A 20,518-nucleotide genomic window follows, 5' to 3' on the forward strand; every position below is an offset into this window, starting at 1 on the left:
TTAAACAAATTATGTTAGCATAATAATTTTGCTAGAATTTATAATTTTGATTGACATTTACTTTGTCGTATTTTGCAGATAAATAATATTGCAAATAAATTATGCATTGTTGATTTAGCTAACCATTTTATGAATAAACTTAAGGCTCTTTTTTGTATCCTCATCCCAATAGCATTAGCGTTTCTATTAAATACAAAAATTGGTAGTACCCCCCCACTTTTAAAGTTCTTGAACCCTTTTATGGGGTTTTGGCAAAATGCCGAGAATAATCATTTTATGTTTAACCATAAAGCAAAAATAGCAGGCGCTATTGATGAAATTGAAATTGTTTTTGACGACAGAATGATTCCGCATATTTTCGCTAAAAACGACCACGACCTTTATTTGGCTCAGGGTTATGTTACTGCGATGCATCGCCTTTGGCAAATGGATTTTCAAACTCGTTTTGCAGCTGGCCGCATTAGTGAAGTTGTAGGCGAAAAGGCCATAGAAGTTGATCGTTACCAACGTAGAATGGGCATGGTTTATGGAGCAGAAAACTCTTTAAAAGGCATGATGGCCGACCCCAAAGCTAAAGAAATGATTTTAGCTTACACCGATGGGATAAATGCTTACATCAAAACGCTTTCTCATGCTAAATATCCAATCGAATATAAAATTTTAGATTTCAAGCCTGAGAACTGGTCGCCAGTAAAATGTGCTTTATTACTTAAGCAAATGTCGGCCGTTTTAGCTATGGGTTCTGATGAATTTTACATGACCAATATCTTGAAAAAATTTGGCCCTGAAATTACCAAAGACTTATTTCCTGATTACCCATTCCGTGAAGACCCGATTATTCCTGTTGGAACAAAATGGGATTTCTCTCCTCTACCAACACCTAAAACACCCGAATCCTTTACAAAAGCACAAACTGGTGATGTTAAAACTAAAGAGAAAATCGAGGGCATAGGAAGTAATAACTGGGCATTATCTGGAGATAAAACAGCATCAGGTTTCCCTATTTTAGCTAACGATCCACACCTCGACTTAACGCTACCTTCGATCTGGTATCAAATACAATTGCATGCACCTGGGGTAAATACCTACGGCGTATCTTTACCTGGTGCGCCTGGAGTAATTATTGGTTTTAACCAAAAAATCGCTTGGGGGGTTACCAATGTTGCTGCCGATGTTCTTGATTTTTATCAGATTAAATTTAAAGATAATTCTCATAAAGAATACTGGTATAACAACACATGGAAGCCGACTAAATCCAGATTAGAAACCATAAAAATTCGTGGCAGCGCAGATGAGATTGATACGGTTTACTATACACATCATGGTCCAGTTGTTTATTTTCAGAAAGCAAAATATTCAAGAGCTGATAATGTGCCTTTAGGCGATGCTTTACGATGGATTGCGCATGATGAATCGAACGAACTGATGACCTTTTATTATCTCAATAGAGGAAAAAATTATAACGATTACAGAAAAGCATTAACCTTTTATACAGCGCCAGCACAAAACTTTGTATTTGCCAGTGTGGATAACGATATCGCAATTACACCGAATGGTAAGTTTCCTTTAAAATGGAAAGATCAGGGGAAATTTATTCTTGATGGAACTGATCCAGCTTATGATTGGCAAGGCTGGATTCCCGCAGCTCAAAATCCAACGGTAAAAAACCCGCCAAGAGGCTTTGTAAGTTCTGCTAATCAATCTTCTACAGATAAAACCTACCCATACTATATTAACTGGGAGTTTGCACCTTACGAACGCGGAAAAAGAATTAACGATCGCTTAGCAGCAATGAATAAAGCAACTGCAGATAGCATTCGTTTAATGCAAACCGATAATTACAGCATTCTTGCCCAAAATATTATACCCGCATTAGTGCCATTACTTAACACCGAACAGTTAAATGCGACACAAAAGGAAGCTTTAGCTTATGTATCGAAATGGAATAAGCGTTACGATGCGAACGAAATTGCAGCCAGTGTTTTCGAAATATGGACAAAGCGTTTGAGTTTTGACATCTGGAATGATGAATTCGAGGTTAAAGGTATCCCGATGCGTTACCCTTCCAGAGACCGAACTGTTGAAATGATATTAAAAGAACCAAATGCAAAATGGTACGATAATATTAAAACAGAAAAGAAAGAAACGCTGTCGGATTTGGTTAACGAAGCTTTCAAATATAGCTGCGATAGTTTAGAACTTAGGTTCGGGCCAATTAATAAAGATTGGAACTGGGCTAATGTTAAGCAAACCAATGTGCCTCATTTGGCAAAACTACCTGGCTTTGGCTCTAAAGTATTACAAATTGGCGGAGCAAAAAGCACCATTAATGCCATTAGCGAATCGAATGGGCCTTCATGGAGAATGGTTATCGAATTAGGAAAAACACCTAAGGGTCATGGTGTTTACCCTGGCGGACAATCGGGTAATCCAGGAAGTAAGTTTTACGACAATATGGTTGATACCTGGGCAAATGGCAAACTTTATGATTTGTTTTATATGCAAACTCCTGATGATAAATCGGGTACAATAATCTCTCGTTTAAAAATTTCTAAATAGCTAAAAATGGTTTTCATCGTTATATTAATTATTTGTTTTCTGCTTCAAATGGTTGCTCCATGGTGGGTAATTATTGTTATTTCTTTTGCAACCTGTGGCATTATTGGCAAAACTGGCAAAATTTCATTTTGGCAATCATTTTTTGCAATATTTTTACTTTGGATTGGCTACGCTTTATTTAAAAGTTTACCGAATGATAATGTACTGGCAAGTCGTGTAGCAGTAATGACGGGTGTAAAAATATGGTGGATTTTGCTTTTAGTTACTGGCTTAATTAGCGGCTTGGTCGCTGGCATAAGCGGTTATTGTGGATATCAATTCCGTAAAACGATGCTGGTTAAAAAAACTGACGAGAAAATAGCATAAGGCTTCGTACTTTTGTGCTGTGAATTTTACTGCGGACAATATTTTTTCGATTCAAAATGATGAACAGTTTACTCAACTGGCATTAGAAATATTCAAACATCAGGCAACTAACTGTGCTGTATACGCTGAATATATACTTCATTTAAAAATTAATATTGATGAGGTAAAAGATGTGACTCAAATTCCATTTCTGCCCATCAGTTTTTTTAAAACACACTCGGTTTTAAGCAGTAAAAACCCAATCCAAATCGCATTTAGTAGTTCTGGCACCACTGGCATGATTCAAAGCAGCCATCAGGTTACCAATGTGAAATTGTACGAGCAAAGTTATCTTCAGGCTTTTAATCAATTTTATGGAGCTATCGAAGAATATTGCTTTCTTGCCCTGCTTCCATCCTACCAACAACGGGCTGGATCATCGTTAATTTATATGGTTAACGATTTAATTGAGAAAAGTAAGAATCCACAAAGTGGCTATTTTCTTTATAATCATGATGAGCTTTTTGAAACATTAAAAGATTTAAAAGCAAAGAATCAAAAAACCGTCTTAATTGGCGTCACTTATGCCCTGCTCGATTTTATTGAGCAATACGAAATCAACTTCCCTAACCTTATTGTAATGGAAACTGGCGGCATGAAAGGCAAACGCAAAGAAATGGTCCGGGAAGAGTTGCACGAGCAACTTACTAAAGGTTTTAGAATTAAAGCTATCCACAGCGAATATGGCATGACCGAGTTACTTTCTCAGGCTTATTCTTTAGGAGCGGGCATTTTTAACTGCCCGAAATGGATGCAGGTTTTAATTCGCGATACAAACGATCCACTTTCCCTAATTCCGCAAGGCAGAACTGGCGGTATTAATGTTATCGATTTGGCAAATGTAAATTCTTGCTCTTTTATTGCTACGCAAGATTTAGGTAAAATTTACCCCGATGGAAGTTTTGAGGTTTTAGGCCGTTTTGATAATGCAGATATTAGAGGTTGTAATTTATTAGTGCAATAAAAAAGCCCTGAGAAATTCTCAGAGCTTTCAATTATTTCGTTTTATTATCCTGCTATTAAAAGGAAATAATTTTTCTTTCCTTTTTGAATCACAATAAATTTATCATTTATTAAGTTTTCAGCATTAAAAACCTGATTTGCATCGGCAATTTTTTCCTTATTTACAGAAACGCCTCCACCTTGAATCAATTTTTTAGCCTCTCCCTTGGACGTAAAAACAGCAGTTTTTTCAGCTAATAATGTTGCCGCATCAATTCCTTCTGTTAATTCTGCTTTTGAAACATTAAACTGTGGAATGCCTTCGAACATTTCTAAAACCTGATTTTCTGATAAGCTTTTTAAAAACTCTAAGGAACCATTGCCAAATAAAAACTCAGAAGTTTTGATTGCAGTTTCCAAAGCTTCAACTGAGTGCGTTTTAACAGTTATATCTTCCGCAAGCGCCTTTTGCAAAATTCTTAAGTGAGGCGCTGTATTGTGTTCTGTTTCCAAGGCCTCAATCTCTTCTTTACTTTTTAGGGTAAAAATTCTTATCCATTTTTTAACATCATCATCTGATGCATTTAACCAGAACTGGTAGAATTTATATGGTGATGTTTTCTCTGCATCTAACCAAACGGCACCACTTTCTGTTTTACCAAATTTAGTTCCATCGGCTTTTTTAATTAGCTGAGTGGTAATCGCGTAAGCAGTTCCCTGGTCTTTTCTTCTAATTAGCTCTGTTCCAGTAACAATATTTCCCCACTGATCAGAACCACCCATTTGTACCAGGCAGTTATTGTTTTTCCATAAATGATAAAAATCGTAACCTTGTATTAACTGATAACAAAATTCGGTAAAGGATAAACCAGAATCGCCTTCTAAACGCCTCTTAACACTATCTTTAGCCATCATGTAGTTAACGGTAATGTGCTTACCTACATCACGAATAAAGGTAAAAAGATTCATATCCTTAAACCAATCGGCATTGTTAACCATTACCGCACCATTACCGCCATCTTCAAATTTTAAAAATTTAGCTAATTGAGTTTTCATGCCTTTAAGGTTATGCTCAATCATTTCTTCAGTTTGAAGATTACGCTCATCAGATTTACCAGAAGGATCCCCAACCATACCTGTTGCTCCACCAACTAATGCAAATGGCTTATGACCAGCATTTTGAAAATGAATAAGGGTCATGATTTGAGTTAAATGCCCAACATGTAATGAATCTGCAGTAGGGTCAAAACCGATATAACCAGAAGTCATACCTTCATTTAACTTTTCTTCAGTATTCGGCATAATGTCGTGTAACATGCCTCTCCAACGTAACTCTTCAACGAAATTTGTCATGGTATAAAATTAATTTGGCAAAGATAGTTTTTTGCCTGTAAAGCTGAAAACTTAAATCCTATACTTGAATTTTAGCATACTTGGCACGATCTTAAGGATAGATTAATCACAAATGAAACTTTAAAAACTATATTTACAACATGAATTTCCTTTCTCATTTTTACTTCGATAGATTAAATACCGATGCCAATGTAGTAATGGGAGTTGTTTTGCCCGATTTGATCAAAAATGCATCAAAAGAAGCAAACCTATATCCTCAAAAAAATGAGTTCTTATTTTTGGGTAATTCTGATGAAGAAGGATTGCTTGCTGGCTGGAAACGACATTTAGCTGTCGATTTGTTTTTTCATTCTTCTGATTTCTTTCTGCAAAAAACAACCGAGTTAAAACAGCTTATTATCCCCGTTGTTGAAAACACACCGGTTAGACCTTCATTTTTAGCTCATATTGGACTGGAATTATTACTCGATCACCTACTCATCGAACACAATTTAATTCAGGTTAAACATTTCTACGATAAACTGGCTGCAGTTAAAAAAGAATCTTTAAGCGATTTTCTGGAACATTGCAAGCTTAAAAATCCCGAAATCTTCTTCAAATTTTTAGAGCAATTTATAAGCAGTAAATATCTTTTAAGTTATCAAAAGCTCGAAAACATCAGCTATGCTTTAAATAGAATTTGCATGCGATTATGGCCCGAAACTTTAGATGAAAAACAGATTAATCAATTAACTTTTCAGCTTGCTTTTTTTAAAGAAGTGCTTGAAAAAGATTTCATGGATATATTCGAAGAAATAGAATTGAAACTATCTTAACTAATCAAGATAGAGTCTTTCAAGCATCCTTCCTTTTTTTATCTTTGTGTTATGTCGCTATTTGAAGTAAAAGAAGAAATGGATACGCTGGTTGCGGAGTTAAACCAACATAATTATAATTATTATGTATTGGCGATGCCTACAATTGGTGATTATGAATTTGATAAAAAATTAAAGCATTTAACGGAACTGGAAAAAGCCAATCCAGATTTTGCCGACCCGAACTCGCCTACTCAACGCGTTGGTGGCGATGTAACCAAAAACTTCATTACGGTAAAGCATAAATACCCAATGTTATCGTTGGGAAATACCTATAACGAGCAAGATTTAAGAGATTTTGATGAACGTATCCGTAAAGCAATCGGGGATAATTTCGAGTATGTTTGCGAACTCAAATTTGATGGATTATCAATTAGTTTAACTTACGAAAATGGTAAGCTAAGCAGAGCTGTAACCCGTGGAGACGGAACACAGGGTGATGATGTAACGGCCAATGTTAAAACCATCCATACCATTCCTCATCAGTTAAAGAATGCTAACGCACCTGAGCATTTCGAAATACGCGGCGAAATTTTTATGCATAAGGCTGCCTTTTTACGTTTAAATGCTGCACGCGAAGAACTTGGAGAAATTCCTTATGCAAACCCTCGAAATTTTGCTTCGGGTACGGTTAAAATGCAGGATAGTAAAGAAGTAGCCAAACGTCCGTTAGATGGATTTATATATTTTTTATACACTGATAAAAACGAATTTAAAACCCATTGGGATAGCCTAAACGCTGTAAAAGACTGGGGATTTCATGTTTGTGAACATAATCGTTTGGTTAACAGCATTGATGATGTTTTAGCTTTTATACACCACTGGGAAGATGAACGTTTCAAACTAAGTTACGATATCGATGGAATTGTAATTAAGGTTAACAGCTATGCTCAACAGCAGGAATTAGGTTTTACGGCAAAATCTCCCCGCTGGGCAATTTCGTATAAGTACAAAGCGGCCGAAGTAGAAACCATTCTCGAAAAGGTAACTTATCAGGTCGGACGGACTGGTGCTGTAACACCTGTGGCAAACCTTAAGCCAGTACTGCTCGCTGGAACAACCGTTAAACGGGCCACCTTACATAATGCGAATGAGATTGAGCGTTTAGATTTACATGAAGGCGATACTGTTTTTGTAGAAAAAGGTGGCGAAATTATTCCTAAAATAATTAAAGTTAATCTGGATAAACGTTTAGCTAATGCTACCAAAGTAAATTATTTGCATAATTGCCCCGAATGTGGAACTGAATTAATTCGAAAAGAAGGCGAAGCGGTTCATTACTGCCCTAATGATGAAGGTTGTCCACCACAAATTGTAGGTAAAATTCAACATTTTATTGGCCGTAAAGCCATGAACATTGATGGTTTAGGCGATGAAACTATCGAAACTTTTTTTAAAAGAGGCTTAATTAAACACATCAGTGATTTATACACTTTACATCAGAAATCTGAAGAATTAAAAGGGATTGAAAGATTTGGCGAACGCTCGATTGATAACATGCTTGCAGGGATTGAAAAATCGAAGGAGATGCCTTTTGAAAAGGTGTTATTTGGGTTGGGCATTCGCTATGTTGGTGAAACCGTCGCAAAAAAATTGGCGGCAGGTGTTAAGAATATCGACAAACTTGCAACCGCTTCACTAGAAGAACTAATCGCAATTGATGAAATCGGGCAACGTATTGCCGAAAGTATTATTGAGTATTTTGGAAATCAGGAGCATTTAAAGCAGATAGAATTATTAAAATTAGCTGGATTAGCTTTTGAAATTGAAGAAAAGGTAATTACACTCGATAGCGATACACTTATTGGAAAAACATTCGTAATTTCGGGCGTTTTTGAGCAATATAGCCGCGATGAACTGAAAGACTTAATTGAAGCTAACGGAGGAAAAATATTAAGCAGTATTTCGGCTAAATTAAATTTCCTGGTTGCAGGAGATAATATGGGACCCTCAAAACTAGAAAAGGCTACAAAACTAAATATTCCGATAATAAGCGATACGGAACTTTTAGCAATGATAAAATAAAAAAGAATTATAGAAAGAGAAAAACGATTGAACATCCCTCAGTCTATAAGTCATAATTCAATAATTACATTTATATAATGAACAAATTTCAGGGTACTGGGGTAGCATTGGTTACACCCTTTAACACAGATGGATCAGTTGATTATAATGGTTTAAAAAACCTGATTAATCATTTGGTAGAAGGAGGAATAGATTACCTCGTTTCTTTAGGTACAACAGGCGAAACCGCCACAATGACGAAGGACGAGAAGAAGAAGGTGTGGGCCTATACTGCTGAAATTAACAATAACAGATTACCTCTAGTTGCTGGCATTGGTGGCAACAATACTTTAGCTGTTGCAGAAGACATTAAAAAATTCGATTCAACGGGTTACAGTGCCATATTATCGGTTAGCCCTTATTATAATAAACCGACTCAAGAGGGAATTTATCAGCATTATAAATATCTGGCAGAAGTTTCTCCTTTAGACCTTATTTTATATAATGTTCCTGGCCGTACAATGAGCAATATGAGCCCAGAAACGACTTGCAGATTGGCGCACGATTTTAAGAACATCATAGCAACCAAAGAAGCTTCAGGAAGTTTTGACCAGTTCAATCAAATTATGCGTGACAAGCCAGAAGATTTTATGCTGATTTCTGGCGATGATCCGATTACTTTGCCGATGATTGCTTTAGGAGCTTCTGGTATTATTTCAGTAATTGCGAATGCACTGCCGAAACAATTTACAGATATGGTAAACTTATGTCTTGATGGTAATTTTAAAGCTGCTACGCCAGCTCATTTAAGTTTGGTAGAATTTACCCGTTTAGCATTTGCAGAAGGCAACCCTGCAGGAGTTAAAGCTGCATTAAAACATTTAAATATATGTGGCGATACAGTAAGGTTACCGCTGATAAAAGCTTCTGCTTCTTTAGAACAATCTATAATTGCCGAACTTAAAAAATTAAGCTAACCAGCTTAAAACTTACAGTTAAAATACAAAAGGCTTCCAATTAATATTTGGAAGCCTTTTTCTTTTGGATATTTTTTACTTAAAAAGCATTGGTGTAAAAGCAGATAGATAATCTCGCCAATTCGACCAGGTATGCCCACCTTCACTTTCTTTATAATCATATTTAAAATTCATGGCATCAAGTTTCTTACGATAATCGCTCACATTTTTATATAAAAAATCGGTTTTACCTATTGCAATCCAGTAAAGGTTGTAGCCGTTCTTTTTTTGTGTTTCCAGCTTTGCATTTAAGTCTTTATAAATCGGACTATTTGCATTTGCGGGTGGTAAAACTGCGGGAGAAAATAAACCAACATAACCAAAAGTGTTTGGATAATTTGCAGAAATCCAAAGCGAGTGAAATCCGCCCATAGATAATCCTGCGATTGCCCGGTCTGCTTTATTTTTTCCAGTACGGTAATTCTTCTCTGTAAAGGCAATAATTTCTTTGAAATAAGTTTCCATATCGCCATTAAATACATCAGGAGTCATCATAATTGGTTTATAAAGACCTTTCGAAGATTCTCCTGGAGCAGCGGTATTACTGGTATGCCCATTGGTCATTACCACAATCATAGGTTTGGCCTTACCCGAAGATATTAGATTATCCAGTATTTGAGAAGCCCTACCCAACTGCATCCAGGCTTCTTCATCACCACCAACACCATGTAAGAGGTATAAAACAGGATAATTTCCTTTTGATGATTCATAGCCTGGAGGTGTGTAAACTGTAAGCCTGCGGTTAGCTTTAAGTCCTGTCGACTCATACCAGCGTTTTGCAACAGTTCCGTGAGGAACATCGTTAACTGTATATAAATCAGCCTTACCACCAGTTGCTAAAAAAACATTAACTACTGATGATACATCTCTAATTAGATATACATTATTTGGATCGCGTGTTTTTAATCCATCAACAATAAAACTATAACTGTACAGCTCTGATGGTAAAATTGAAGAGGTGAATGTCCAAATGCTATCGGCACCTAACTTCATCGGTTCAATTGTGGGTGCGTTTCCTTTAGCAATCAAAAAATCACCCTGTATTTCTACTTTTTTAGCATTACTTGCCTTAAGTCTAAATGTAAAGGTGCCATCATTATTAGTTTGAGGTGAAATGATTTCTTTTTGCCGTCCAAAATTTAAATTTTCCTGAGCATGAATTAGCTGAGTACTGAGGAAAAGGATTAAGATTAGTATTTTTTTCATAAAAGGGATAATTGGCTTTATTAAAGATAGGAAATTATGCAATGAAGCAAGCATCTTAAATTTACAAAAGGGCCAAAAAAAATGCGGATGCTTTTAAGGCACCCGCATGATGAGAATCGTTACCTGATTACTAATAACCAGGGTTTTGAACCAATTTAGGATTGTTTTTAATTTCTGGTGTTGGTATTGGAAACAATAAGTTTTTAGACTGTAAAGGTTGATTTACACTTTTATTTAAATGTCCGATAAAATTATCAAAGCCATTAGTTGTTTCATTGTATGCTTTGCGTAAACGCAACATATCAAACCAGGTAATGCCTTCGTAGCATAGCTCATGCCAGCGCTCTCTCCAAACAGCTTCTTCAAATTGTGTTTGAGCCAGACCTGTAAGATCAGCCAATTGCGCTCTTTTTCTAATTGCGTTCACTGCCGCATAAGCAGCTGCATTTGGTGAGCCATCTGCTCTGTTCTGTGCTTCTGCATAAATTAACAACGTTTCTGCATAACGAATCTGAGGAATATTCAAATCACTTCTGCTAGTACCCTCTACACCAAGCGTACCATTAGCAACTAAATCAAAGTGCTTGAAAATAAACGGCTTGCCGCGGTTGATAAGAGGCAATTTAAAACCATCTGTGTAATAATCGGTAAAGAAATAGCCTTCTCTATTTTTTGCACGAAGATCTCCTGCTTCATAAGATGCATAAAATTCTGGTGTTGGAATAGAGGTTCCGATACCATCAATTTTAGAAACTAATGGTTGGTGTAATGGAAGATAAGATGATTGAAGTGGATTACCAGCTCCAGCAGCATCATTATATTGGATTCCAAATAAATGCTCTATCTTATTATCATTGGTTGCATTATGTATAGCCGCGTAGCTGGTAAAAAGACCAAGACTCGAAGGATTGCTGGTCGAATAGTCGATTACTTCTTTAGCTTTATCTGCCGATAACTTATAATAAGCAGCGCCCAAATTTAAGGGCTGTCCAGCCATAGTTAAGTATACTTTTGCAAGCTCTGTTTTAATAGCTGCCGTAGATGTTCTTCCACTTGCATCCATAAAAGGTAAACCTGCAGCCTCTGCCAATACCAAGTCATCAACAATTTGTTTATAAACCTGTGCCTGTGGCGTTCTGGCTGGCGCAAAATTTGGATCACTTGGACTTGTTATTGGTTTAAGAATCAACGGTACATCGCCCCATAAACGTACAAGGTAAAAATATGCCCATGCTCTTACAAAAGATGCTTCCCCTAAAATACGTTTCTTTTGAACTGCATCCATTGGGTTGATACCAGGAACTTTATCTAAAACCAAATTGGCCTGAGCGATAACTTTATAAAAGCCATTCCAGTTTTGATTAATATGAAGATTAGAGCCATCGTAAATCAAAGAGTAAAGGTTATTTAAATCAGAGTTTTGAGCTGTTTCTGTCGATTGAATTCCACTAGGAGCATCGAACATTTGCCAGTTATTCGAAAATATACCTGCACCGCCGCCAATAAATCTCAGTTCTGAATAAACCGCAGCAATTCCTGCCTCAGCATGTTCTGGCAAAGTATAAAAACTAGATGGGGATAAATTTGTTGGATCTTCTTCATCTAAAAACTTTTTGCAACCAGAGTTACTCATTATCGCTCCGCTTAGAAGCAATAACAAAAAGGTATTTTTTATGTTGATTTTCATTTTAGTATTCTTATTGATTAGTAATATTTATAATCCGATGTTTAAGCCCAACATAAATGTTGTCGGTTTCGGATAATCAAAAAATGTTTGTCCCTGCGCAAATGCATTACCATAAGTGGTTACCTCTGGATCATTTCCTGTATACTTGGTTGCTAAGAAGAAATTCTGAACAGAAGTATAAATACGAAGCTTACTTAAGTGTAATTTTTGTGCAACTGAAGAGTTAAAAGTATAACCCAATAAAAGGTTTTTCCCTCTGATGAATGAGCCATCTTCCAACCAGTGTGTATCAACATTGGTTACATAACCCGCAGATTGATCGCGAATGGCTGCGATTGATGTATTTTGATTCTGAGGAGTCCATGCATTTAGCACACTAGCAAAACTGTTTGCCTGTACTTGTCTGTCTTCTCCAGAGTGGTGCGTCATATTCAGCACATCATTACCGTAAGAATATTGTAACTCAACAATCAGATCTAAATTTTTGTAGCGGAATGAGTTCGAAAATGAGCCCCAACCTTTAGGCATTCCATTACCAATAATCTGACGATCTGCATCAGTAATAGCTTTATCACCATTTACATCAAGATATTTGATATCTCCAGGAAGAAGTGTTTTTCCACCACGATAACTTACAAATTGAGCTGCCTGCGCACGTTCTGCCTCGCTCCAAGTTCCTAATCGAACTAAACCCCAGAAAGAGCCTACTGGTTCTCCAACTCTGATAATTCCAGTTTGATTAGTGAAATTAGGATTACCAACGCCAAAGATATCATCAGGAGTAGCTAAAGAGAGTACTTTATTTCTGTTTAATGAAATGTTAAAACTAGTTTTCCATGTAAAATTTTCAGATTCTATGTTTGTGCTCGTAATTCCAAGATCCAAACCTTTATTTTCCATAGAGCCTACGTTTTTACGAATTACAGAATAACCTGTTGAACGTGGAACTGGTGCATCCAAAAGCATATCGGTTGTTTTTCTGTAATAGATATCAGCTTCGATATTAATGCGATTATTAAATAATCCTAATTCAAAACCACCATCAAACTGAGCTGTTTTTTCCCAAACTAAATCTGGATTTGCTAATCTTCCAATTCCAATACCCGTAACTCTGCTATCATTAATAATTGCAGAATTGTTAACTAGTGTGGCTAGGGACTGATAAGCTGGTAGCTCTGAGTTACCGCTTAAACCATAACTGGTACGCAATTTTAAGTTTGAAACGGTTTTATTGCCTTTAAGAAAATCTTCATCTGAAACCTTCCAAGCTAACGCTGCAGAAGGGAAGAATGCGTATTTGTGGTTATCACCAAATTTAGATGAACCATCTACCCTTCCCGTAACTGTTAACAAATACTTATCCTGAAATGCATAATTTACCCTTCCAAAGTAAGAGTTAAACGCAGAACGGTTTCTGTTCGAACCAACAGTTATAGATTTACTACCTGAACCAATGTTATTCTCCTGATAAAAATCAGTTACAAAATTTTCTGCATGACTTGTATTACTAAAAAAGTTTGTTTCTTGCCATGAAATACCTAGTAAAGCATTAATCGCATGTTTTTCTGCAAAACGTTTATTATAGGTTAAGTAATTTTCAATCGACCAGAAAGTTTCTCTTGAATCTGTGATATTAGCGGTTCCGTTCTGCCCATCAGATATACCATATAGCAATTTTGCATTATATTCATTCACGCCTCTGGTTACAACATTTGATCCTAATTGTGTACGAAACTCTAAATCTTTGGTTAAGCTGATACTGCTATATAAACTTCCCAATAGCGTCTGGGTAACAACACCATATTTTTGATCGGTTAGAATGTGCACAGGATTAGATCCACCTTCTGCCCAGGGAATAAGTTTATTATCACCCCATTTGCCATCAGCTAACTTAATTGGAAGAAAAGGAAAAGCTTCTGTAATCATACGAACGGAGTTTAATCCGCCAGTTCCCTGATCTACAATGTTTTCTTTTTGATTGTTGTAACTCAAGTTACCGCCAACTTTTAACCATGATTTAATTTTACTATCGAAATTAAATCGAGCAGAATAGCGTTTCAAATAGGAATTTAATAATAACCCCTGATCATCGCGGTAACCCGCGAAAACACCATATGTGCTGTTTTCATTGCCACCTGTAAAACCTAACTGATGATTTTGAGAAAGCTTATTTTGTACTGATTCTTTTAACCAGTCGGTATTATATAAAGGATTACCATTACCATCAAAGAATTGAGGTAAAGCAATTCTTGCAGCTTTTGGAACAGGAGTTGAAGCATAGCTTCCTGCTGCCCAACCTACCGGATCGTAAACTTTTATATTGTCATAAGCCAAATCCTGCACCTTTACATATTCGAATGCATCAAGCATTTCTACATGTTTTGGTCCTAAAGTATTAGTAGAAAACTCTGCATCGTAGGTGATTCTTTGCGTATTTGCAGTACCTTTTTTTGTTGTGATGAGGATTACACCATTAGCACCTCTTGCTCCGTAAATAGCGGTTGATGATGCATCTTTTAATACCTCAACAGATGCAATATCGCTTGGATTAATATAATCGATCGCATTACTGTTTTGTGTTTGAGTCCCAACAGGTAAAGCTACACCATCAACAACATATAATGGATTATTACTGGTGTTGATAGAACTGAAACCTCTAATTTTGATATTGGTTTGCCCACCTGGACGACCTGAGTTGGTGTTTACCTGTACACCAGAAATTCTGCCTGCAAGTGCCTGATTAAGTGAGGAGGCGGGACGTTCCTGTAATTCGCTTGCTTTAACAACGCCAACCGAACCTGTTAAATCTGATTTTTTAACCTGACCATAACCGATTACAACAACTTCATCAAGCTTGCTGGCTTCGGCTGGTTCAATTTTAACATTCAGATTCGTCTGGCTTCCTACGGTGACATCTTTATTCTGATAGCCCACATAGCTGAATCGAAGTACATCACTTGCGTTAGCTTCGATACTGAACTTACCTGAGGCATCTGTCACGGCAGATTTTCCAGAAGATAAATTTTTAACGCCCACACCTGGAATAGGTTGGCCTTTCTCATCAACGACTGTTCCGCCAATGACTGCCCTAATGCTCAAAATTGAGGCTTTTGTGTGGTCAGTTGGAAATCCTTTGGCTTCCTCCCCTCCTGGATTCATTGAAAAAGCAGGGTTATTGAGCGAAAAAAGCACAGCAAGCCCTGAAATCTTTAGTAGATTCATTTTCATTAGTTTAAGATTTAGTAAATGGTTAGTTTGAATTTATAATTGTACTATTTGTTAATGGTAAAACGATTTAATAGTTAAACGATTTAGTGATTAATTAAAATAAATAACAAGCAAAAATATATAGTGATTTAGTATAAAATTAAAGCTGAAATATTATTGGTACAATTGAGCAGGAAAAGCCATATTAATAGACAGATCGACAATCCTTTTGGAGGCCTAAATTAGATTTCATAATATACTTGGTTAGAGTTAAAACGATTTACTAACTCAATATTAGATAATTAACTTAACAAAGTCAAGAGAAATTTTAAAAAAAAACTTCTAAACAGAACATAAAATATATCGTATAATTACTTATACATATTAGATTAAAATAGGTCATCTATTATCTTAAAGATTTCAACTAATAATTAAAAAATACAGCTTAAAATACCTATAGACTGGATTCTAAGACCATATCCTAAAATAAAAGAAATTGGCTCTAAAAATAACATGATCTTTTTGATTTTTTGTTGATAAACACTGAAATGAGATTTTGCTTTCATGCAATTCAGTACAAAAGACCGATATATATCGGATGGAAATCTAACATTAGCGGCTAACTTATGAACCCAACTGCTTATTAATTCGAATCTATCCGCAAACAAGCGTAGTGACTGAAAAAGCATGAATGAAATCAAGCTCATATCTGCTCTGTGATTAGTCCGCTATTACCAGAAGAAAAAGTCCATATCATCACCATGTTTTTAAGGCATAATAACTTCCATCACAGCCAGCGTTCAGAAAAGAATTATAATACCTATAAGATATAAATCGTCTTCGATCAAGTATACGTTCTCAGGTCTCTGTTGTTATCCATCGAATTAGTCGATCCTTCCCAGAAAATCATTGGCTGGGAAACTGCAATGGGTAGACTCATAGTAGCAGCTAGCTGTGATGTAAATAGGGATCTGTTTTTTTTTACTTAGCATTGCTGGTTATTTCAGCACCACCCCATTGATCTTTAATCTCGTCCAGTCTCCCGGATAACCCTGCCCTTTGATGTAGGTGTTCACATAAGGATGTCCTTTTAAGTTAACGTGATAGATGTAGTCGAAGGAAAAACTCATTTTAGTATCGGTTTTCTCTGTAACGGTCACCTGCTGATCGGTATCGTTTCCTATTCCAGTGGTGAAGAACTGATCACCAACTTTGGCGCTGAAATCTCCGCGAATGACCTTTAAATCCGGAAATCTGGGATCGCTGGAAATGAGTTTTCCGTTTTCATCGATGCGCAGGTAACTGGTTGCATAAGCATCGCCTCCGATGAGTGAAACAAATTTGTAGTAAAGTTTTCCGCTAATCATAACACTGTCCTTGATTTCGGTAAAGTTTTGATTATTCATATACCAGAGGTTACCGACTTGCATAGGCAAAAAAGAATCAGATCTTCCAGGTGCGGGTGTAGCGAATGGTTTTTTGCAGCTTACTAGGATGATAAGGCCAAGCATTAAGATGCTGGTTTTAAGCGTTATGTTTTTCATGATCTGGTTCCTGAGGTTTATCTTCTAAACGGGGCGGGCTGCACTAACGCTACAACAGTAATAAAATAATTTGGTATCAGCAGCTTAAGAGTTTACGCTTCCGGTTGTAGTTTAACAGATAGGTTTTTTTCTGGGCAGCCAGTAAATAGGAATTTTCGATCAGTTGTTCCACCTGCCCTTGCTTTTGGGCAAAAGGCAATAAAAGTTTGTCGACACGTTTTTCCTGGATACCGATCCGTTTAGCAAATTCCCTAAAATCGCTACCAGCCACATGGCCATGGTTTCTGCGATAGGCAGACTGATAGTTATCAGCAAATAGGCCTCCATTCAATCCGAAATTCGCATCGTTTACATGTATTTTGGTATTGAGCAGGTCATAGGCAGGCGCTAGAATAAAATCACCTTGCTGGGTTTCAAGAAGGGAGAAATTTTTCAGGTGGGCATCGCCGTTGGAGAACAGGTAGTTAAACAGCACTAGTGCAAAGAATTTTTCCATTTCGATCCGCCATGCGGGTACGAACTGCCTGATCAGGGCTGCAATGGATTCATAATTGTAATCATATTTATAATCTGGGCTTCCATCTGCGCTCACCTTTCCGGCCAGGCTGGCAAAGTCTTCCATGCGCCATTTTTTTCCATCAGGCTTAACATCAAAACGTAGGGTGATATAAGCTGGTTCACCGCTTTCAAAAAAGATCAGTGCATTTTCTGCGGTTTGCAATCCATAGACCTGTTTTGCGATTTGCATAGTCAGGTGTTCATTGGCTGGGACCTGGCTGGGAAACCGGACATCCCGCGGAATAGGTTTGAGCAGATAAGTTCCCTGTTCACCTTCCTTAGTCAGGCGTAAGGTTTTCCCTGTCCGAATCATCGAAAGTTTTTCCTGTACCCCAGAGATTGAGATGCGCTTTCGGTTTTCCAGGAATATTTCTGCATCTTTTTCATTTTTATCAGGAGAAAGATACGGCAGGATATGACTGACCACCTTACCGCCAAACAATCGTCGCAAAGCTAACGGGCTATAGGTCTCAAAGCCAGAAGCAAGTGTTCCAGGATCAGTTTTAATTTCCATTTATAATTTCTTTAACGGTTACAGCACCAATGGTGTCAGATCCTGCAGTTTTCAGCAGCAGACCAAACGCATCATTTTCATCTAGCTGGAACTGCCTAGATTGCATTTTCTTGTTTACACCCTCAGAAAGCATATTGTAAAAAAAAGCAAACAGCGATTCGCTTATATATTCTTTTTGATCCTTTGGAAGCGTTAAACTAATCGATGGCAGCTTGGGATCTAAAAAATAGTTTTCTTCATAGGAGAAGCTATACTTGCTATCATCTATTTCAGTTAAATAACCTGCAAGCAGGTTGTTCAAAAATACGGCTGCCTGTCTCATCGATTTATATTAACTTGTCTAATAGATAAGGATAGTTCCAGGCCTAAGATGAGTGTAATTTTCTCAATGACGGCCAGGGTCGGGTTTGCCTGGTTACGCTCAATTTTATACAAGGTATTTGCGCTGATACCCGCGAGTTCAGCCAAATCAAACTGAGTCATTCGCAACTGCTTTCTTCTTTCTTTCAATGAATCACCAAGTTTTTTTCCCATTGTAATATGAATTTCAATCAAAAATAATAATTAAAATTAATAATTAATCTAAAAACATACTATAATGTGTTTTTTGATTTAAAAATTAAATTTCCAGTAGAGCTCATCCTCTATTTCACAGTATACTATGGAATTAGAGTTTAAGTAACCTATCTATGGGCTAATCTTAGATACTCTGATGATCTGTAAAACTTTTGACAAATTGATCATTCGTCACCATTGAGGTATGAGTTAAAATGAGTGCGGGACACATCCCGTGGAGAACAAACGCATGTAGCGTTGCGGAAGATCAGAGGATACCCCAGGTGAGGAATTTTAAGTAAGATGCTATCTGGTAATTTAGACAACGGTAATCAAAAATGGCTAGTTATAAAAATGGCTCAGAAAATTCTGAGCCATCTTATAATATTTATATATCCTTAAGCGCTGTTTTTTGTATTCTGAACTTCTAAGCGAATATCTTGTGCTAAATTCTTCAAATCTTGCATGCCTTTACGTACACGAGTACCAGCTGCACTATTACCTTTGTTATAAAACTTGTCTGCGTCAGCTTCTAAAGCTGCAACCAAACTTTTTACTTCTTCAAATTTTTTCATTTTTAATGGCTCCTGTAATTTTAGGTTTTTAGTTTTAATTATTTGTAAGTCTAATTTACAAGGCTTTAATTAAATAAAAAACTTTTCAGAGCACAAAAAACAGCCTTTAAACCCGTTTTTTTCCACATTATATAGTTTTACACACATTAACAGCGACAAAAACGAAGACAAAATACTGTAAATCAATAAAATACAAAACGAAATAAAATAAAAAAGCCCTTTAAAGTTAATTAAAGGGCTATTCAAAATATTTTCAATTTAAGCTATGGCAAACTGATTTTCCTTATAGTAACCGTTTTCTAATTTCTGAGAAACTTCACTGAAAGCATCTAAGGTACGTTGTACATCTTCAAGGGTATGTACTGCAGTTGGAATTAAACGTAATTCGATCATACCTTTTGGTATCACTGGATAAACAACAATTGAACAGAAGATGCTGTAATTTTCGCGTAAATCGAAAGTAATTGCAGTTGCATCTGTTAATTCGCCTTTTAAGAAAACAGGTGTTACAACAGAGTTTGTAACCCCTAAATCGAAACCACGTTCACGTAAACCTTTTTGTAAGGTTGTAGCAATTTCCCAAAGTTTATCTTTTAACTCAGGTTGGCTTTTCAATAATTCTAAACGTTTTAATAAACCAATAACCATCGGCATAGGTAACGCCTTAGCAAAAGTTTGAGAACGCATGTTATATCTTAAAAAATTCGTAATCTCTTCAGTTGAAGCAACAAATGCACCGATACCTGCCATAGATTTTGCAAACGTACCGAAGTATACATCAATACCGTCGATACAATCCTGCGCTTCATGTGTTCCTGCTCCAGTTTTACCCATAGTACCAAAACCATGCGCATCATCAACAAGAATACGGAATTCGAAATCGTTTTTAAGTTCAACGATTTCCTTTAATTTACCTTGCGCTCCACTCATTCCGAAAACACCTTCAGTAATTAAAAGTATGCCACCACCCGATTCTTTTGTTAATTTAGTAGCACGCTCTAACTGTTTACGAGCGCTGTCAATATCATTATGTTGATACACGAATCTTTTACCCATGTGTAAACGAAGTCCATCGATAATGCAGGCATGAGACTCTGCGTCGTATACAATTACATCATTTCTATCAACTAAGGTATCAATAATCGAAACCATACCCTGGTAACCATAGTTTAATAAGAATGCATCAGGTTTACCTACAAAAACAGCCAATTCTTGCTCTAGTTGTTCGTGATATTTTGAGTTACCGCTCATCATTCTGGCGCCCATTGGGTAAGCCATACCAAATTCTGCTGCAGCTTGCTCATCAGCCTTTCTAACTTCAGGGTGATTGGCTAAGCCTAAATAGTTATTTAAACTCCAAACCAAATGCTCTTTTCCTTTAAATTGCATATGTGGTGCAATTTCTCCCTCTAATTTTGGAAATGAGAAATACCCATGAGACCATTTTTGGTGTTGACCAAGTGGGCCCATGTGCTTTGCTATCTTATCAAATATATCCAATGTTTTATGTATTTTTTTGTAATAATTTTTGCGAATTTA

General features: G+C 36.6%; 16 protein-coding genes. 6 read left to right on the plus strand and 10 right to left on the minus strand.

Annotation, left to right across the window (positions count from 1 at the left end):
• Positions 1–276 precede the first annotated feature (276 nt).
• From ABD692_RS03560 to ABD692_RS03570, 3 genes are read left to right on the plus strand one after another with little or no spacing between them, the layout of a single operon-like run.
• Positions 277–2,559, plus strand: coding sequence for a penicillin acylase family protein (locus ABD692_RS03560; RefSeq protein ID WP_344764982.1), 2,283 nt, complete (start codon positions 277–279; stop codon positions 2,557–2,559).
• Positions 2,560–2,565: 6 nt separating this feature from the next.
• The gene (locus tag ABD692_RS03565) at positions 2,566–2,925 is read left to right on the plus strand and encodes a hypothetical protein (protein ID WP_344764984.1); all 360 of its coding nucleotides are present in this window, start codon (positions 2,566–2,568) and stop codon (positions 2,923–2,925) included.
• A 19-nt stretch (positions 2,926–2,944) separates the two neighbouring features.
• Positions 2,945–3,928 (plus strand): LuxE/PaaK family acyltransferase, encoded by a 984-nt coding sequence (locus tag ABD692_RS03570; RefSeq protein WP_344764986.1) that lies wholly within the window; start codon positions 2,945–2,947, stop codon positions 3,926–3,928.
• A gap of 44 nt (positions 3,929–3,972) precedes the next feature.
• On the opposite strand, the gene tyrS is transcribed toward ABD692_RS03570, so the two are convergent.
• Positions 3,973–5,259 carry a tyrosine--tRNA ligase gene (tyrS, locus tag ABD692_RS03575; protein ID WP_316759674.1) on the minus strand — a complete coding sequence of 429 codons (1,287 nt, stop codon included), beginning with the start codon at positions 5,257–5,259 and terminating at the stop codon, positions 3,973–3,975.
• Positions 5,260–5,399: 140 nt separating this feature from the next.
• Here tyrS and ABD692_RS03580 point away from each other — a divergent pair, with 140 nt between their 5' ends.
• The 3 genes from ABD692_RS03580 (at position 5,400) to dapA (ending at position 9,094) form a co-directional block, all read left to right on the plus strand.
• Positions 5,400–6,074 carry an ACP phosphodiesterase gene (locus tag ABD692_RS03580; protein WP_344764987.1) on the plus strand — a complete coding sequence of 225 codons (675 nt, stop codon included), beginning with the start codon at positions 5,400–5,402 and terminating at the stop codon, positions 6,072–6,074.
• A 51-nt stretch (positions 6,075–6,125) separates the two neighbouring features.
• Complete coding sequence (ligA, locus tag ABD692_RS03585) at positions 6,126–8,138, plus strand: NAD-dependent DNA ligase LigA (RefSeq protein ID WP_344764988.1); 2,013 nt, start codon at positions 6,126–6,128, stop codon at positions 8,136–8,138.
• Between the two features lie 77 nt (positions 8,139–8,215).
• On the plus strand, positions 8,216–9,094 hold the full coding sequence (dapA, locus tag ABD692_RS03590; RefSeq protein WP_344764989.1) for a 4-hydroxy-tetrahydrodipicolinate synthase: 879 nt from the start codon (positions 8,216–8,218) through the stop codon (positions 9,092–9,094).
• 75 nt (positions 9,095–9,169) lie between these two features.
• Here the strand turns inward: dapA and ABD692_RS03595 are convergent, their stop codons facing one another.
• The 9 genes from ABD692_RS03595 to ABD692_RS03635 all read right to left on the minus strand — a co-directional run bounded on the left by ABD692_RS03595 (position 9,170) and on the right by ABD692_RS03635 (position 20,479).
• Positions 9,170–10,339, minus strand: a complete 1,170-nt coding sequence (locus ABD692_RS03595; protein WP_344764991.1) for an alpha/beta hydrolase-fold protein — start codon at positions 10,337–10,339, stop codon at positions 9,170–9,172.
• A 130-nt stretch (positions 10,340–10,469) separates the two neighbouring features.
• Complete coding sequence (locus tag ABD692_RS03600; protein ID WP_344764993.1) at positions 10,470–12,026, minus strand: RagB/SusD family nutrient uptake outer membrane protein; 1,557 nt, start codon at positions 12,024–12,026, stop codon at positions 10,470–10,472.
• 27 nt (positions 12,027–12,053) lie between these two features.
• Positions 12,054–15,248, minus strand: coding sequence for a SusC/RagA family TonB-linked outer membrane protein (locus ABD692_RS03605; protein WP_344764994.1), 3,195 nt, complete (start codon positions 15,246–15,248; stop codon positions 12,054–12,056).
• A gap of 983 nt (positions 15,249–16,231) precedes the next feature.
• Entirely contained in the window at positions 16,232–16,777 is a 546-nt protein-coding gene (locus ABD692_RS03610) for a hypothetical protein (protein WP_344764996.1), read from the minus strand.
• 76 nt (positions 16,778–16,853) lie between these two features.
• Complete coding sequence (locus ABD692_RS03615; protein WP_344764998.1) at positions 16,854–17,849, minus strand: type II toxin-antitoxin system HipA family toxin; 996 nt, start codon at positions 17,847–17,849, stop codon at positions 16,854–16,856.
• Positions 17,839–18,171, minus strand: coding sequence for a HipA N-terminal domain-containing protein (locus tag ABD692_RS03620; protein ID WP_344765000.1), 333 nt, complete (start codon positions 18,169–18,171; stop codon positions 17,839–17,841). The genes ABD692_RS03615 and ABD692_RS03620 overlap by 11 nt, the downstream gene beginning before the upstream one ends.
• Entirely contained in the window at positions 18,168–18,383 is a 216-nt protein-coding gene (locus ABD692_RS03625; protein ID WP_316759702.1) for a helix-turn-helix transcriptional regulator, read from the minus strand. The genes ABD692_RS03620 and ABD692_RS03625 overlap by 4 nt, the downstream gene beginning before the upstream one ends.
• Positions 18,384–18,802: 419 nt before the next feature.
• Positions 18,803–18,979, minus strand: a complete 177-nt coding sequence (locus tag ABD692_RS03630; protein WP_316759705.1) for a histone H1 — start codon at positions 18,977–18,979, stop codon at positions 18,803–18,805.
• A 258-nt stretch (positions 18,980–19,237) separates the two neighbouring features.
• Positions 19,238–20,479: an aminotransferase class I/II-fold pyridoxal phosphate-dependent enzyme gene (locus ABD692_RS03635; protein ID WP_316759707.1), complete on the minus strand. Its 1,242-nt coding sequence runs from the start codon at positions 20,477–20,479 to the stop codon at positions 19,238–19,240.
• Between the last annotated feature and the right edge of the window lie 39 nt (positions 20,480–20,518).

Source organism: Pedobacter ginsengiterrae (assembly GCF_039537385.1).
GTDB lineage: Bacteria > Bacteroidota > Bacteroidia > Sphingobacteriales > Sphingobacteriaceae > Pedobacter > Pedobacter ginsengiterrae.